The following is a 16,716-nucleotide window of genomic DNA, read 5'->3' as shown; positions in this document are numbered from 1 at the left end:
TCGCGCCCCATGCCTACACCAGTTCGACGGTCACGCCGGTTGCGGTGCTCGCGTCGTCTTCGAGGGCATCCTTCGCTTCGTCGAGGAGCGCGCGCACGTCGTCGATCATGGACATGGCTTCATGCAGCTTTTCGGATACGGTCGCAAAGCCGGCGTCGCCGGCGGTGTGGCCGAGGTTATGGGTCCAGCGGCGCTCAAGCTTCAGATGGTCGTCGATCTGCTCGATCATCTGCTCGAACTGGCCGGTGTTGACTCCGTTGGTGCACATGGCTGCCTCCTTTGGTTGTCGGATGGTGCTATTGTGCTCCTTGAACTAGCAGATGAACGTGATAAAAGGAAAAACGGAGTGAAAAAACCTCTCAAAAGTAATACGTTTTCCCGTGCGCGTGATCGCGACCTGGCGCCCTACGCGGCGGCCATCGAGGGCGACCCGGACGCCTACCTGTGTGCGCTTTCATGGGAAACGCCTTCCGATGCCGCGAAATCAGCGATCCGTGCGTCCGCTCCGCGGATCGGATACGACGCCGCATCGTTCGTTTCCGTAGGCGGATTTTCCGCGGCGGAGGCGTTCAGGCTCGTGGAAGCGCTCGATCCGGTGGCTCTCGTCGTGCTCGACGAGCAGGCGGCGCGCCTTTTGGAAGAGGCCTACCGCAGCCAGGTCAGGCTCGATGCGGAAGGATCGCTGCTCGGTCGGCCCGTCGCGGCCTTCGCTTCGTTTTCCGACGATCTGGCCTCGGATCGGCTGAAGCAGCGCGACTGGGCGCTGCTCAAGCGGCTCAGGTCGAGGCTCGGTTGACGGCCTTCTGACGCACGCATGCCGTTCGGGGTCAATTTCGCAACAGAGGTTGCAAATGCCGTGCCCCATGGTATCTTGCACTTGCCGTTTCGCCCCTTGCGTATCTGGGTGCGCGGCCTGCATGTTCTACCAAGGGGGTAAGGAGCTCATCATGTCTCATCCTGTATTTGAAATCGATGAATGCATCGGTTGCGGCATCTGCGTGGACGAATGCCCGCAGGACGTCCTCGCCATCGAAGGCGGCGTCGTCACGATCGAGAACGAAGAGGCGTGCATCGCGTGCGGCGACTGCGTCGAGGAATGCCCGATGGGCGTCATCACGGAGATCGTCGAGGACTGACGTTCGCCGAGGACTCCCATGACCGAATCTCATCCACACGCTTCGATCCATCCCGCGTTCGACACGCTCGTTGAAACCATCGCCGCGCTTCGCGATCCTGAAACGGGGTGCCCTTGGGACAGCGCGCAGACGCACGAGAGCATCGCGGCGAACATGGTCGAGGAAGCGTACGAGGCCGTCGACGCGATCGAAGCGGGCGACGTCGACCACATGCGCGAAGAGCTCGGCGACGTGCTGATGCAGATTCTCCTGCAGAGCCGCATGGCCGAGGAAGAGGGCTCCTTTTCCATCGATGACGTATGCAAAGACCTTGACGACAAGCTCGTTCGCCGCCATCCGCACGTATTCGGCGGCGCGCATGCCGGGACGGCGGCCGATGTCGAGGCGATCTGGGCGCAGGTGAAGCTTTCCGAACGTGCGGCCGCGCGGGCGTCCGACGGGCTGCTGGACGCGGTGCCCAAGAACCTTCCGGCGCTGCTGCAGACGCAGAAGATTTCGCGCAAGGCGGCGGCCGTCGGGTTCGAATGGTCCAATGAGCAGGGTGTATGGGATAAAGTCGCCGAAGAGGTCGCGGAATTCAAGGCGGCGGCGACTCCCGAGGAGGCCGCGCTCGAGTTCGGCGACATCCTGTTCGCGCTCGTGAACGTCGCGCGGTGGCGCGGCATCGATGCCGAAAGCGCGCTGCGCGCGTCGAACGCGAAGTTCCGCGCGCGATGGGCTCATATGGAAGCGGAAGCCGGCGGCTCCGATGCGCTGGAAGGGCGCGATGCCGCCGAGCTCGAAGAGCTGTGGCGATCGGCGAAGGCCGATGAATCGAAGGCCGGGAAGCCACGGACCGACGCGCAGGAGTCGGACGCGTAGAGAGATCCGGCGTCGCGCCCCTTGATTCGGAATGCAAGAATTGGGGGGGGTTGGAGGAATTGCCGGAAAGCTCCTTCAGGTTCAAACCAGGCATCTCCAGAACCGAAGCGCCGCGTCGCCTTCTGCCATGTCCTGCGGCATCCCTCTGCCGACTGGCGCCCGTTCCTTCCGATGCGGCAAGGTTGCGATTCGGCGACGTTTCTTGACGCGGGGAATCGCGGGGCTACAATCTGATTTGGCACTCAAGGGGTAAGAGTGCCAAACGGTATGTCACGCGAAAGGTCGTTTCTCCATGCGCAAATTCAAGACAGAGAGCAAGAAGCTCCTCGATCTGATGATCAACTCGATCTATACGAACCGCGAGATCTTCTTGCGCGAGCTCATCTCCAACGCCTCCGACGCGGTCGATAAGCTCTACTTCAGGAGCCTGACCGATTCCGATATTCAGTTGGCGGCCGATGAACTGGGCATTCTCGTGTCCTTCGACAAGGATGCCCGCACGATCACCGTCTCCGACTCGGGCATCGGCATGACGTCCGAAGAGCTCGATCGCAACCTGGGCACCATCGCGCATTCCGGGAGCCTTGAATTCAAGACCGAGAATCCCAAGTCGAAGGGCACAGGCGACGCTGCGGACGGCGCCGGAACCGCCGCTGACGACGAAACCGCCGCTGACGACGAAACCGTCGCCGACGGAGCCTCCGCGCCCGAGGCGTCTGAAGGCGCGACGGCGGAAGCTTCCGCGCCGGCCGACGCGATCGATATCATCGGGCAGTTCGGCGTCGGGTTCTACTCGGCCTTCATGGTGGCCGACCACGTGCGCGTCGTGTCGAAGGCGTACGGATCCGACGAGGCCTTCGCCTGGGAATCCAACGGCGTCGAGGGCTATACGGTATCCCCTGCCGAGCGCGCAGGCCATGGCACCGACGTCATCCTGACGCTCAAGCCCTCCACCGACGAGGCCGATTACGATTCCTTCCTAAGCCAGTACGCGCTCAAGGACCTCATCAAGAAATACAGCAACTACGTGCGCTATCCCATCCGCATGGAAGTCTCCAAGTCGCGCCCGCTGCCGAAGCCCGAAGATGCCGGCGACGACTACAAGACGGAATACGAGCAGTACACGGAGCTCGAGACCATGAATTCCATGGTGCCGATCTGGAAGCGCAAGCGCTCCGACGTGACCGACGAGGAATACGCCGAATTCTACAAGGCGGACTTCCACGACTTCGCCGATCCGCTGCGCACGGTTTCCCTGCATGCGGAAGGCGCGCTGACCTACGATGCGCTGCTGTTCGTTCCGAGCCGTCCGCCCTACGACCTCTATGCGCGCGATTTCAAGAAAGGCCTTGCGCTCTATAGTTCGAATGTCCTGATCATGGACAAGTGCGAAGAGCTTCTGCCCGATTATTTCGGCTTCGTGCGCGGCGTCGTGGCAAGCGACGACCTGACGCTCAACATCTCGCGCGAAACGCTGCAGCACGATCGCCAGCTCCATGCCATCGCCAAGCGCGTGGAGAAGAAGATCAAATCCGAGCTCGCCGGCATGCGCGATACGGATCGCGAAACCTACGAGGCGTTCTTCGCCGATTTCGGCCGCAGCATCAAGCTGGGAATCTACACCTCGTACGGCATGGCGAAGGGCCAGCTCGCCGATCTGCTCCTGTTCTATTCGGCCCGTCAGCAGAAAATGGTCACGCTGGATGAATACGTCGAGGGCATGCGTGCCGACCAGGGATCGATCTACTATGCCGCCGGCGACTCGATCGATCGCGTGGTCAAGACCCCGGTCGTGAAGTCGGTGCTTGCGAAAGGGTTCGATGTTCTGGTCTGCACCGACGAGGTCGACGAGTTCTGCATCCAAGCCATGCAGGACTATGCCGAGAAGCCGTTCGCGAACGTGGCGGGCGGGAATCTCGATCTGGCGAGCGACGAGCAGAAGGAAGCGGCCGAGCAGTCCGCGAAGGACAACGCCGGCCTCCTGTCCGCGATGAAAGACGCGCTCGGCGACGCCGTGTCGAAGGTGGTCGTTTCGTCGCGCCTGACCGATGCGCCCGCCTGCGTGACCGCCGAGGGCCCGATATCGCTCGAGATGGAGAAAGTGTTCGCGCAGAACCGGATGCCGGGCGAAGAGCCGATAAAGGCTTCGCGCGTGCTGGAGCTCAACGCCGATCACGCAGTGTTCGCGACGCTTGCGGCCGCCCAGGCAGCGGGCGATGCGGAAAAGGTGCGTCTGTATGCGAACGTGCTCTATGGCCAGGCGCTGCTGGTCGAGGGGCTGCCGATCGAAGATCCGGCGGCCTATGCGGAGGATGTCTGCGCATTGATGGTCGCCGACGCGGAACCGCCTGCGAAGGAAGCCGAATAACGCGATGCAGAACGGCCCGCCTCCCTTGCCGGGAGGCGGGCCGTTTCGATTCCGGCGGACGGGCGCCAGAGCTTCTAGAACGAGAATCCGATCTGGTCGAGCACGCTCTTGGGCACCATGAAGCGGATGGTCTTCTCGGGATCGACGAACTGGCAGACCTGCACGTCGGCGACAAGCGAGAACAGCATGACCAGGTCTGATTTCGACATGTCGGTACGCTCGGCGACGATTTCCACCATGTCGTGCACGGCGATTTCCGCGGCTTCGTCCATCGTGGCGGCCGAGGCGATGGTGCCGAAGTGCGTCGCGTTTTCGATCACCGGATTCTTCAGGGAAAGCTCGGGAAGGGCGGTCAGCGTGACGGTGGCGAAGCCGGCCACTTCCGCGCCCGATACGCTCACCTCGCCGTCGCCCATGGCCGCGTGCATGTCTCCGCATCCGAACAACGCGCCTTCGCAGGCGACGGGGAAATAGAGCGTCGCGCCCGTCGTGATGGCGGTGTTGTCCATGTTGCCGCCGTGGCTGCCGGGCGTGCCGCAGTTGACGGGAGCGCCCGCGGGTGCCACGCCGATGACGCCGATCATCGGATTGAGCGGGAAGGAGACCGCATCGTTCCAGACGAGCGAATCGCCGTCCACCTTGCAGAAATGCGTGCTCCAAGCATCGAACAGGTCGCCGCAGGCGCCCTCGCCCTTTCCCGTGCAGGAAGCGGTCTGCGCATCGAGCTCGATGTTCTCTATCGAGACCTTCAACGCGCCGCCCGCCTTGGCGCCCTTCACGAAGACGGGTCCGGTCGCGGGATTGATGGCATCCCAATCGATGGAGTCGAGCGTGTCGGCTTCGCTTCGAACCTGGTTGCCGAAGCAGTCCTTCGTGCGGATGCGGACGGTTTCGCCCGATTCGACGGTCAGGGCCGGGGCGAGTTCGGAAGAGAACGCGTAGAGGACCTTCTTGTCATCGAGTTCGATCATGGCAGCTCCTTTCGAGCAAGGGGAAGAGGCGCGCCTCATGTGCGTTTCAGGGTATCATGCCCGGCTCAGGTGCGCATTCCCGATAATCCCTTCTTCCGCATCCATGCTGCATACGCTCAGGAAATCATCTTTTCTGACAGTTAAGTAACATGTCAGATTACTTGTGAGAAAACTTGACAGTGACACACTTAGATAATATATTTGCATCGCGCCAAAGGGTTGGCCGACGGAATCCGTTCAGGCCGGCAGCCATGGCGTTTTATTTAGGTCAGAAACAGTCGGCGGACCGGAACCCCGCCAGCGTCCCGAATGCGGGATGCGGATATGAGAGGACTGATACGTATGGGAAAGATCCTGGGCATCGACCTTGGCACCACGAACTCCGCCATGGCCGTCATGGAAGGCAATGAGCCGACCATTCTCGTGAACGCCGAGGGCGACCGCACCACGCCGTCTGTCGAAGGCTTCCGCAAGGACGGCGAACGCGTCGTCGGCAAGGCCGCCAAGAACCAGGCGGTCACCAACCCCGAGAACACCGTCTCTTCGGTCAAGCGCTTCATCGGTCGCAGCTTCTCCGAAACCTCCGAAGAGCAGAAGACCGTCGCGTACAAGGTGGTGCGCGGCAAGGACGGCCGTGCGGTCATCGACATCGACGGCAAGACCTACACGCCCGAGGAAGTTTCCGCGATGGTGCTCCAGAAGCTGAAGGCCGACGCGGAAAAGCAGGTCGGCGGCACCATCACCGAAGCCGTCATCACCGTCCCTGCGTACTTCAACGACGCGCAGCGCCAGGCCACGAAGGACGCCGGCAAGATCGCCGGCCTCGATGTCAAGCGCATCATCAACGAGCCCACGGCCGCGGCTCTGGCCTACGGCCTCGACAAGGTGGATAAGGATCAGAAGATCCTGGTCTTCGACCTGGGCGGCGGCACGTTCGATGTGTCCGTGCTCGAGCTGGGCGACGGCGTCTTCGAGGTTCTCTCCACCGCGGGCGACAACCACCTGGGCGGCGACGACTGGGACCAGTGCGTCATCGACTGGCTGGCAACCAAGTTCAAGGCCGACCAGGGCGTCGATCTGCGTGCCGACAAGATGGCCCTCCAGCGTCTGAAGGAAGCGGCCGAGAAGGCCAAGATGGAGCTTTCCAACACCACCCAGGCCAATATCAACCTGCCGTTCATCACCGCCGTCGACGGCCAGCCGGTCCATCTGGACTACACGCTGACCCGCGCCGAATTCGAGCGCATCACGCGCAACCTGCTCGAGCGCTGCAAGGCGCCCGTCTCCCGCGCGCTGACCGACGCGGGCCTCGGTGCCGGTGAAGTCGACGAGGTCATCCTCGTCGGCGGTTCGACCCGTATGCCTGCCGTCCAGGAGCTGGTCAAGAACATGACCGGCAAGCAGCCGAACATGTCCGTCAACCCCGACGAGGTCGTCGCCATCGGCGCGGCCGTCCAGGGCGGCGTCCTGTCCGGCGATGTCGAAGGCATCCTGCTGCTCGACGTTACGCCGCTGTCCCTCGGCGTCGAGACGCTCGGCGGCGTCATGACCAAGATGATCGACCGCAACACCACGATTCCGACCCGCAAGACCGAGGTCTATTCCACGGCCGCCGACAACCAGACGTCCGTCGAGATCCACGTCCTGCAGGGCGAGCGCCAGATGGCCAACGACAACAAGACGCTCGGCCGCTTCCAGCTCACCGGCATCCCCGCGGCCCGTCGCGGCGTGCCGCAGATCGAAGTCACGTTCGACATCGACGCCAACGGCATCGTGAACGTCTCCGCCAAGGACCTGGGCACCGGCAAGCAGCAGCAGATCACGATCAGCGGCTCCACCGCGCTGTCCGATGACGAAGTCGACCGCATGGTCAAGGACGCCGAGGCCCATGCCGACGAAGACGCCAAGCGCAAGGAAGAGATCGAAGTCCGCAATAATACGGACTCCCTGGTCAACGCCACGCAGCAGACGCTCGACGAGCTGGGCGACAAGGTTTCCGCCGACAAGAAGTCGGAGGCGGAGTCTGCCATCGAAGACGCCAAGAGCGCGCTTTCCGGCTCCGACATCGAGGCCATCAAGGCCGCAAGCGAACGTTTGCAGCAGGTCGGATACTCGCTGGCCGAGGTCGTCTACTCCGCGCAGCAGGCCGAGGCCGGCGCTCCGGGCGCCGCAGGCGCGGCCCCTGCCCAGGACGACGGTCCGATCGAAGCCGATTACGAAGTCGTGGACGATAAGACCGACGAAGGGAAATAGCCATGACCGAAGACGGCAAGAGCTCCGATCCGCGCAAGATTCCCATCGACGGCACCGATGAACCCGTAGACGAGGCGGCCGAACAGGCCGCCCCTTCCGGGGACGAGGCTTCTCCCGCCGCCGAGCCGTCCTTCGCCGACGAGGTCGAAGCCTGGGTTCAGGATGGCGCCGAGGTCGAAGGCGACGAACCTGCCGAGGCGCCGGCTTCCGCGACGAGCGATCAGGAGGTTGCGCAGGCGCGCGCGGAGGCCTCGGCCATGCGCGACAAGTACCTGAGGCTTCAGGCCGACTGGGACAACTTCCGCAAACGCACCGCCGAAGAGAACGACCAGATTCGCAAGCGCGCGACCGAGCGCCTGATGGAAGACGTGCTTCCCGTTCTCGACGATTTCGAGCGCGCCGTCTCCCATGCCGAGCAGAACGGCGAGGCCGGCCTGCTCGACGGCGTGAAGGCCATCGGCGCCAAGCTTGCCGGCGTTCTGGAGAAGCACGGCCTCAAGGCGGTCGATCCTGTCGGAGAACCGTTCGACGCGCTTGCTCATCAGGCGGTCGCCACCGTGCCCGACCCGTCGGTTCCCGACGAGACCGTGGCGCAGGTGTATCAGAAGGGCTATCGCATGGGATCGAAGGTCATTCGTTCGGCGATGGTCGCCATCTCGAGCGGCGGACCGAAGAGAGAGTCCGAGCCGGACGCATCGGAGCACAAGTAGACGAAGGGGAAGCGGGCTGTTCGGGCCCGCTTTTCAATACATGTCCGAACACTGAGAAGGAGGTGGCGTTGTCATGGCTCAGACGCCTGATTACTACAAGACGCTCGGCGTTGCGCGCAGCGCCACGCAAGACGAGATCAAAAAGGCGTTTCGCAAGCTCGCACGCACGCATCATCCGGATGCGGGCGGCGATGAGACGCGGTTCAAGCAGATCAACGAAGCTTACGAGGTCCTGAGCGACGAGAAGAAGCGCAAGGTCTACGACCGCTACGGCACGGCCGATGCGCAGCGCATCCCCCACGGCGCAGGCGGGCAGAATCCGTTCGCCGGCATGGGCGGATGGGAAGACATCCTTGAAAGTATGCGCCGCGGCGAGGGGGCGTTCGGGACCGACTGGAACCTGGACGATATCTTCGGCGGGTTCGGCGGACGCGGGCGCTCGCCGTACGGCGGCGCGGGCTTCGGCGGCTTCGGGCAACCGGGAGCCGCGCGCCCGATACGCGGACGCGACATGAACCTCACGCTCAACGTGACGTTCGACGAGGCCTTTTCCGGCTGCATGAAGAAGGTGAGCGTAAAGGCTCCCGACGGTTCGTCCGAGACGCTCGACGTGCGCGTTCCTGCAGGAGCCGTGGACGGTGGCCGCATCCGCCTGCACGGCAAGGGCGCAGCGGGAAAAGCCGGCGGTGCCGCAGGGGATCTGCTGATTACCACGAAGATAGGCTCGCACCCGCTGTACGCGCGCGATGGCGCCGACGTGACGATGGACGTTCCTGTCACGGTCTCGGAAGCCGCGCTGGGCGCTTCGGTGGTCGTGCCTGCGCCCGACGGCACGAAGGTCCGCATCAAGGTTCCCGCCGGAACGCAGGATGGAGCCCAGCTCAAGTTGAGCGGCAAGGGCGCCCCGAACGTCAAGGGCGGTGCCCGCGGGTCTCTGCGCTGCACGATTCGCGTGACGGTTCCCCGCACGCTTTCCGCGGCCGAGCGCACGGCCTTCGAAGCATTGAAAGAAGCCGAGCAGGCATCGGGCGTTCAGGTCCGTGCCGCGTTCGGTGCCTAGACGGGAGACGGATATGGAAGATAGGAACAGGCCGCTGTACATGATCGGCGTGGCCGCCCAGCTTGCCGGGGTCCATCCCCAGACGCTGCGTATCTACGAACAGAAAGGGCTGGTCACACCCCAGCGTACGAGCGGGAACACCCGTATGTACTCGCAGGCCGACATCGATCGGCTCGAGCTCATCAACGAGCTGACGAGCGAGGGTATCAACCTCGCGGGCGTCATCCGCATCCTCGATCTGAAGGGGCGCCTCGACGAGCGCGACGACGAGATCGACGATCTGCATAAGAAGGTCCGTCGTCTCGCCGACCGCGTGCACGAGCTCGAGACGCGCGCCGACGTGACCGCGCTCATGCTGCCGCAGGCGCAGCTTCCCCAGACTGCATCTCCCGTGCGGCGGCTCGGAAGCGGTCGCATGGGCGGGTTGGATTATTGAACCCCATGGCCGCGCTTATGCGAAACGCCCAGGTTGCGCGGCGGGGCGATGACGATGCGGCCTGGTTGCGGACGTGGCCGTTCGCATATGCCGCATGGTCTGAGCATGCGCGGCATCGTTGCAGGTTAGAAGATATGTCAAAAGGAGGCGTTCGATCATGAGATTGGACAAGCTCGCTATTACCGCCCAGGAGGCGTTCCAGAGCGCGATGGGCATCGCAGGCGATGCCGATACGCAACAGGTCGATTCCATCCACCTGCTGAAGGCCCTGCTCGATTCCGGAGAAAACAACCTTTCCGCCATCGTCAAGCGCGTGGGGGCCGACCCTGAGCAGCTGAAGATCAACGTCAACACGGCGATCGAGAACGGCCCGAAAGTCACGGGCGGCGCCATGGGGATGCCCATACCCACCCAGAACCTCCTGAAGGTGCTGGACAATGCCGTGAAGATCGCGGAGAAGATGGGAGACAGCTACGCGACGAGCGAGCACCTGCTCATCGCGCTGGCCGACGACAAGGGCCAGGCCGGCAAGATCCTCAACATGGCGGGCATCACGCATAAGAGCGTGGAAGAGGCCTACGACGATCTGCGCGGCGACGCGCGCGTGACGGACCAGTCAAGCAAGCTCGAGCTCGATGCGCTCAACACCTACGGCCAGAACCTGACGCAGATGGCGCGCGAGGGCAAGCTCGACCCGGTCATCGGGCGCTCGGACGAGATCCGCCGCACGATCCAGGTGCTTTCCCGCCGCACCAAGAACAACCCCGTGCTCATCGGCGAGCCGGGCGTCGGCAAGACGGCCATCGTCGAAGGCCTTGCCCAGCGCATCGTCGCGGGCGACGTGCCCACGAGCTTGAAGGATCGCGACCTCATCGCGCTTGATCTTGGGCAGATGGTGGCGGGCGCGAAGTATCGCGGCGAGTTCGAAGACCGCTTGAAGGCCGTGCTCTCCGAGGTCAAGCAGTCGGCGGGGCGCATCATCCTGTTCATCGACGAGCTGCACACCATCGTCGGTGCGGGTTCCACGGGCGACAGCTCGATGGACGCGGGCAATATGCTCAAGCCGGCCCTCGCGCGCGGCGAGCTCCATGCCATCGGCGCCACGACGCTCGATGAGTACCGGAAGTACATCGAAAAGGACGCGGCCCTCGAGCGCCGCTTCCAGCAGGTGTTCATTGGCGAGCCGACGGTGGAGGACACTATCGCCATCCTGCGCGGGCTCAAAGAGAAGTACGAGATCCACCATGGCGTGCGCATCACCGACTCGGCGATCGTCGCGGCGGCCGAGCTTTCGAACCGCTATATCTCCGACAGATTCCTTCCCGACAAGGCGATCGATCTGATGGACGAGGCGGCAAGCCGTCTGCGTATCGAGATCGATTCCATGCCGCAGGAAATCGATCAGGCCGAGCGCAAGTACACGCAGATGCAGATCGAAGAGCAGGCCCTCATGAAGGAAGAGGACGCGGCATCTCAGGAGCGTCTGGAGGAGCTGCGCCGCCAGATGGCCACGTCGAAGGAGTGGCTGGATGCGCGCAAGGCCGAATGGCGCAACGAGAAGGATGTGATCGAAAGCGTCCAGCGCCTGAAGACCGAGATCGACCAGGCGCATACCGAAGAGGAGCAGGCGACGCGCGAGGGCGATCTGTCCAGGGCGTCCGAGATCCGCTATGCGCGCATTCCCGACCTGCAGCGCCGGCTCGCCGAGGCCGAAACCGCGGTGGCGGCGAAGCAGGGCGACGGCGCGATTCTTAAGGAAGAGGTCTCCGAAGAGGAGATCGCCGAGGTCGTGAGCGCATGGACCGGCATCCCCGTCACGAAGATGATGCAGGGCGAGATAGCCAAGTTGATTGATCTCGAAGACCGTCTGCATGAGCGCGTCATCGGCCAGGACGAGGCCGTGCACGCGGTCGCGGGCGCCATTCGCCGCAACCGTGCCGGGCTTTCCGATCCGAATCGCCCCATCGGCAGCTTCCTGTTCCTTGGCCCGACCGGCGTCGGCAAGACCGAGCTTGCCAAGGCGCTTGCGGAATACCTGTTCGATACCGAGAAGGCCATGGTGCGCATCGACATGTCCGAGTACATGGAGAAGTTCAGCGTCCAGCGCCTGATCGGGGCGCCTCCGGGATACGTGGGCTACGACGAGGGCGGGCAGCTGACCGAGGCGGTGCGCCGCAGGCCGTACACCGTGGTGCTGCTCGACGAGATCGAGAAGGCCCACCAGGATGTGTTCAACGTGCTGCTGCAGGTTCTGGACGACGGCCGGCTGACCGACGGCCAGGGCCGCGAGGTCAGCTTCAAGAACGCGATCATCATCATGACGTCGAACGTGGGCAGCCAATCGATCCGCGAGTACAGCGCGCGCGAGGCCGAGGAGTCCATGGGCAAGATGGTCGAAGACATGATGCAGGCCGACATGAGCACCGCCGCCCAGCGGCTGGCCGAGCTTCATCGCAAGATCAGCGAGTCGCTGAGCCAGACCTTCAGGCCCGAGTTCCTGAACCGTATCGACGACGTGATCACGTTCAACGGGCTGTCGTCGCAGGAAATGGAGCCTATCGTCAGGCTTCAGCTCAAGGCCGTGCGCGAGCGTCTTGAGGATCGCCGCATCACGCTCGACGTGACGCCTGCCGCCATCGAGCAGCTCGCGATCGATGGGTTCGATCCGGTGTACGGCGCCCGTCCGCTCAAGCGTTTGATCCAGCGCGAGGTGGTCGACCGCATCGCGAACATGATCATCGCAGGCGACGTGCTCGAGGGCGCGAAGGTGATCATAGACGCGGATATCGCCGAGGGCTACGTCTGCGAAGTAGAACCGCCTGCGGCGGATTAGAGGGCGCGGCGTTTCGCTCGGGAACCTTCGACCGGCATCGTTGGCGGTTGATGCCGTCGGAGGCTGATGTCGTCGTCCTTCGGATGCTTACAGCAGGAAACGGGCTGCGGCTTGAGCCGCAGCCCGTTTCTCACATAAGGTTCGATCTGTATGACGAGGGCGACATAAGGGACCCGGCCGCATCCCGTTTCGTCGAAGGGCTTGATCTGCGATCGAGGAAGGTTCCGAGAGGGTTCGAACGGCGCGGCCGCGCATGGGAGGGGTCGGCGCGGCCGCGCGCTCGAGATGCGTGGTCGATCGCTATGCGATATCGCCGGCGATATGGCGGACGGCGTGGCGCGCGAAGGTGAGCGTACGTCCGCATGCGCTGCCGACGATGTATTCGGGGTAGTTGTTGGCCCACATGCTGCCGGAGCAATCGCCTGCGGCATAGAGACCCTCGATCGGCTTCGCTTTGGCATCGAGCACCTGCATGTCCTCGTTGATGCGCAGGCCGTCGCCGGTGGTCAGCAACGCACCGCCGAACCAGGTGCCGTAGAAGGGAGCCGTGCGCAGCTCGGAGAGGCGGTAGGCTTCCTTGCCGAAGTCGCTGTCCTTCTGCGCATCGTAGAAACCGTTGTATGTATCGACCTCGGCCAGGAAGGCTTCCTTCGCCTCACCTGTGAAACCCAGCTTGTCGGCAAGCTCGTCGATCGTGTCGGCCTTGACCATCGTGCCCTTCTCGAGCTGGTCGGCGTAGATCTCGTCGAGCGGCTTGTCTTCGTTGGAGGCGAGCAGTATCTGGGTTTGACGCGAGCAGCCGATCGTGGAGAAGCGCTTGACGTCTTCCTTCAGATTGGAGTCGAAGATCTGGCAGAAGACGCCGCCCTCATGTTCGGCTGCCGCGAAGCAGCAGGAGTCGTACGGGGTGGATTCGTTGCAGAAGCGCCTGCCGTCGCGCGCGACCTTCATGAGCGGTTGGCTTCCGAGGTTGAACTGCTTGTCGGTGCCGATGAACTCGGCGCTCGCACCCGCTTCCGAGACGATGCCCGCATCCTGGCCGGGCAATACCGCGCCGCGGTCGAAGATCATCGGGACGCCGATCGTGTCTTTCTGGCCGCCGATCCACATGCCGGCCTTGATGCCGTCTCCGACATCGTTCGGGGAGCCGACCTGCAGGGTGACGCAGCGGTCGACCATCGGGTTGCAGGCGCGCAGCATCTCGGCATTGCCGGCGTAGCCGCCGGTGGCGAGCAAGACGCCCTTCTTCGCGTTCACCTGCACGTAGGTGCTGCCGGTTTTGAAGATCGCACCGGTCACGCGGCCGCTCTCGTTCTGGATGAGCTTGACGAGGCTGTGCTCGTAGGTGACGTCGTAGCCCTTCTCGTTGATATAGGCGAGCAGGACCTTATTGCGCTCGAGCCTATCGCCGTTGGCGTCCTTGCCGGCATAGTAGTGCTGCATCGGCGCGACATAGTAGCCGGTGCCGCCGGTCTCATGATCTATATCGGCATCGAATTCGCAGGTCATGCCAGCTGCGGTTAGGATAGGGTCGATCCATTCGACCATATCGGAGCTTTCTCTGATCCAAACGCGGATGACGCGCTGGTCGCACTGGCCGGAAGCGTAGCGGGCCCACTCGTTGAGCAGGCGCCCTTCGTCCACCTCGAGACCGGCATCCTTCGTGTAGCGGGTGTTGATGGCGCCGAACCAATGGCGCGTACGCTGAATACTCTTCATCTTTTCGCAGATCATGAATTCCATGCCGAGATCGGCCGCTACGGCGGCGGCCGCCAAGCCTGCATTGCCTGCGCCGACGATCAGGAGGTCGGTTTCCTTGGTTCCGCTGATGTCGCTCTCGGCGATTTCGGGGGCTGTTCCCAGCCAGTCGTCCGAAGCGTTCATCGCATCGGACGACGCTTCCTCGTTCGTGGCCGGGGCGGCCTTCGTCGCGCATCCGGCAAGGCCTATGGCTCCCACGGCTCCGATACCTGCCATGGCTCCGAGGAAGCCCCTGCGCGAGATGCCTTCGATTTCTTTCATGATTCCCTCCTTGAATCTATCGGCGAGCCGTTTTCTCATGGCTGTCGCCAATGCTTCCCTGCGATTCGAATCATGCGGCTTGGCGCCCGCTTCGTACTCACCCTATGAATGCCATTTCCTCCTTCATCGGCTCTCACCCCAGCGGTACTAGGATGCGTTTCTCCTTGTCGCACGGTCATCTCTGCGATACTCTCGTCATGTTCGACGGAGGAGGGGAACGCATGAAGGAAAAGCCGACCGTCAGATCGGTCGTCGGCGACAAGCCGGCTATCTGGCTGCGCTGCACGTTCGCGATGATGGTCGAGTTCTTCGGCGTGTGGCTTGTGAATGCCGTTCTGCTCCCCCATTATGCGGCCATACTTCCGATTGCACGTGAGGCGGCGTCCGTGGCGGGCGTGGCGACGCTCGCGCTCATAGCGTTCACGGCGTCGCGTCGGCCGATTCTCTTGGACGAGCAACGGATCTCAGTGGCATCGCTCGCGTCCTATTCCCTTGCCTTTGCGCTCATCGTGTTGGGCATTTTGAGATCAGATCCGCTTCTGCTGCTCATCGGCGCGATTCTGCGGGTCGTTTCTACGAGATGGGTGACGGTGCTTGCGGGCATATCGCTTTGCTGCCTGCGGGCGCGGGCGTGCATGCTCTCCATCGCGACCGCGTACTGCGCGAGCTATGCGTTGCGCATCCTGTTTTCCCATGCATCCTTTTCGGCATGCATGGTTGCGTTGCTCTTTCTGCCGTATCTTACGTATGCGGCTTGTCGGCCTGCGGCTCTCGAAATTCTCGGCGCCATGAGGGTGAGCGACCCCCAAGCGGTATCGCACATCACCGAGCCTTCGTCCTTTCTCCCGCTCACGCATGGTCTGTTCATCGCCATTCTGGTGTTCAGATTCGCCTATGGGTTCGCGCTGGCGTTCGGCGCGTCTGACGGGGTTCCCGTCCAGACGATGTTCTCCCTTGTTCCTCTTGCCATTGTCCTGGTGCTCGTCTTTCTTCCCGCTATGCCTAAGGCTGATGTCTTATACCAGGTTGCCGCGCTGTTCGTAGTAACGGGTTTCGCCATGGCGCTCATGCTGGCGCAAGGCGGGATTCCGTCTGGATCGGCCGTTCTCGCCGCCGGTCCCCTGTATGCGGGAAGCGAATGCTTCGAAGTGCTCATGTGGTACGTGCTCGCATCTCTCGGGGCTCGCAATCGTGTAGGCGCGGTCGAGCTTGTGGCCAGGGGGCGTGCCGTCGCATCGGCGGGATTGATCGTCGGCGCGCTCGCGGGCCACGCCATGAATACCGAGACGGAGCCGCTCTGGCTGTCATGCGGCATGGTTGCGGTGCTGGTGGCGTTCGTCGCCGTGAATCTGATCGTGCTGAAGGAGTTCAGCTTCCAAAAGACGATCGACGGCGTACGGCCCCTGAAGGAGCTGTCGACCCTTCCCGAAGGCGCGACCTTCGATATGGCGGGTTCGTGCGCCGCCCTTGCGTCGGATTGCGGACTCACGCCGCGCGAGCACGAGATCATGGGATACCTCGCGCGTGGGCGCAACGCGGCGTATGTCCAGGAGAAGCTGGTCTTGTCGCGCAATACGGTGAAGACCCATGTGGCGAACATCTATGCGAAGCTCGGCGTCCATTCCCAACAGGAGCTCATTGACATGGTCGAGAATGCGGCGCCCTTGAACGGATAGCGGGTCGTAACAGGTCGCTGCGAGCCTTAGTAACGAGCCATGGCGAGCTGCAGTGCGCAACGGGTCGCGGCGAGTTGCAGCAGGCTGTCGTACGAGCCATGGCGATCCGCAACGGGTTGTCGCGAATTGTGCGGCGAGCTGCCTCAACGAGCTGCTGCGACGAGTCGTCCTAACGAGCCGCTGCGACGAGCGCCTTGCTCTAGCGAGCCGCCGTAACGAGTCGCAGCGAGCGGATGACATCCCGCATCTGGCGGGCTGCCTTCGGCATCAGGCGCTATAACGACTTGCCGTAACGAGCCGCTGCATTGACAGGGCATACCGAGCATGAAGATTCGTATGCCGCAAGGACACTGACAATCGGAATCGCTCGTTGGCGTCTTGGCTATGCCG

Annotated in this window: 13 protein-coding genes; 10 read left to right on the top strand and 3 right to left on the bottom strand. The window is 63.1% G+C overall.

All coding sequences use genetic code 11. The annotated features are described in order from the left end of the window. Nucleotides 1-13: 13 nt before the first annotated feature. Nucleotides 14-268: a hypothetical protein gene (locus HMPREF0762_RS04845; RefSeq protein ID WP_006362373.1), complete on the bottom strand. Its 255-nt coding sequence runs from the start codon at nucleotides 266-268 to the stop codon at nucleotides 14-16. Nucleotides 269-346: 78 nt separating this feature from the next. Here HMPREF0762_RS04845 and HMPREF0762_RS04840 point away from each other — a divergent pair, with 78 nt between their 5' ends. The 4 genes from HMPREF0762_RS04840 (at nucleotide 347) to htpG (ending at nucleotide 4,365) form a co-directional block, all read left to right on the top strand. Further along, nucleotides 347-796, top strand: coding sequence for a hypothetical protein (locus HMPREF0762_RS04840; protein WP_006362372.1), 450 nt, complete (start codon nucleotides 347-349; stop codon nucleotides 794-796). Between the two features lie 151 nt (nucleotides 797-947). Then, the gene (locus tag HMPREF0762_RS04835; protein WP_009077179.1) at nucleotides 948-1,136 is read left to right on the top strand and encodes a 4Fe-4S binding protein; all 189 of its coding nucleotides are present in this window, start codon (nucleotides 948-950) and stop codon (nucleotides 1,134-1,136) included. Between the two features lie 18 nt (nucleotides 1,137-1,154). Next, the gene (gene mazG, locus HMPREF0762_RS04830; protein WP_006362370.1) at nucleotides 1,155-1,997 is read left to right on the top strand and encodes a nucleoside triphosphate pyrophosphohydrolase; all 843 of its coding nucleotides are present in this window, start codon (nucleotides 1,155-1,157) and stop codon (nucleotides 1,995-1,997) included. 292 nt (nucleotides 1,998-2,289) lie between these two features. Then, nucleotides 2,290-4,365, top strand: coding sequence for a molecular chaperone HtpG (htpG, locus tag HMPREF0762_RS04825; RefSeq protein WP_006362368.1), 2,076 nt, complete (start codon nucleotides 2,290-2,292; stop codon nucleotides 4,363-4,365). Between the two features lie 74 nt (nucleotides 4,366-4,439). Here htpG and HMPREF0762_RS04820 read toward each other — a convergent pair whose 3' ends face one another. Further along, entirely contained in the window at nucleotides 4,440-5,336 is an 897-nt protein-coding gene (locus HMPREF0762_RS04820) for an acetamidase/formamidase family protein (protein WP_006362367.1), read from the bottom strand. A 342-nt stretch (nucleotides 5,337-5,678) separates the two neighbouring features. On the opposite strand from HMPREF0762_RS04820, the gene dnaK reads away from it, so the two are divergent. From dnaK to clpB, 5 genes are all read left to right on the top strand, one after another. Next, nucleotides 5,679-7,589: a molecular chaperone DnaK gene (gene dnaK, locus HMPREF0762_RS04815; RefSeq protein ID WP_009077434.1), complete on the top strand. Its 1,911-nt coding sequence runs from the start codon at nucleotides 5,679-5,681 to the stop codon at nucleotides 7,587-7,589. Nucleotides 7,590-7,591: 2 nt separating this feature from the next. Beyond that, the gene (locus HMPREF0762_RS04810; RefSeq protein WP_006362364.1) at nucleotides 7,592-8,299 is read left to right on the top strand and encodes a nucleotide exchange factor GrpE; all 708 of its coding nucleotides are present in this window, start codon (nucleotides 7,592-7,594) and stop codon (nucleotides 8,297-8,299) included. Between the two features lie 73 nt (nucleotides 8,300-8,372). After that, nucleotides 8,373-9,359 carry a DnaJ C-terminal domain-containing protein gene (locus HMPREF0762_RS04805; protein WP_006362363.1) on the top strand — a complete coding sequence of 329 codons (987 nt, stop codon included), beginning with the start codon at nucleotides 8,373-8,375 and terminating at the stop codon, nucleotides 9,357-9,359. A gap of 13 nt (nucleotides 9,360-9,372) precedes the next feature. After that, nucleotides 9,373-9,795: a heat shock protein transcriptional repressor HspR gene (locus HMPREF0762_RS04800; RefSeq protein WP_006362362.1), complete on the top strand. Its 423-nt coding sequence runs from the start codon at nucleotides 9,373-9,375 to the stop codon at nucleotides 9,793-9,795. A gap of 157 nt (nucleotides 9,796-9,952) precedes the next feature. Next, nucleotides 9,953-12,628, top strand: coding sequence for an ATP-dependent chaperone ClpB (gene clpB / locus HMPREF0762_RS04795; protein WP_006362361.1), 2,676 nt, complete (start codon nucleotides 9,953-9,955; stop codon nucleotides 12,626-12,628). A 300-nt stretch (nucleotides 12,629-12,928) separates the two neighbouring features. On the opposite strand, the gene HMPREF0762_RS04790 is transcribed toward clpB, so the two are convergent. Continuing rightward, nucleotides 12,929-14,650: an FAD-binding protein gene (locus HMPREF0762_RS04790; RefSeq protein WP_040619046.1), complete on the bottom strand. Its 1,722-nt coding sequence runs from the start codon at nucleotides 14,648-14,650 to the stop codon at nucleotides 12,929-12,931. Between the two features lie 221 nt (nucleotides 14,651-14,871). Here HMPREF0762_RS04790 and HMPREF0762_RS04785 point away from each other — a divergent pair, with 221 nt between their 5' ends. Next, complete coding sequence (locus HMPREF0762_RS04785) at nucleotides 14,872-16,326, top strand: response regulator transcription factor (protein ID WP_040619044.1); 1,455 nt, start codon at nucleotides 14,872-14,874, stop codon at nucleotides 16,324-16,326. The last annotated feature ends 390 nt before the right edge of the window (nucleotides 16,327-16,716 follow it).

Origin of the sequence: Slackia exigua ATCC 700122 (assembly GCF_000162875.1) — a bacterium.
GTDB lineage: Bacteria > Actinomycetota > Coriobacteriia > Coriobacteriales > Eggerthellaceae > Slackia > Slackia exigua.
This window is presented reverse-complemented; position numbering and strand designations above follow the sequence as displayed.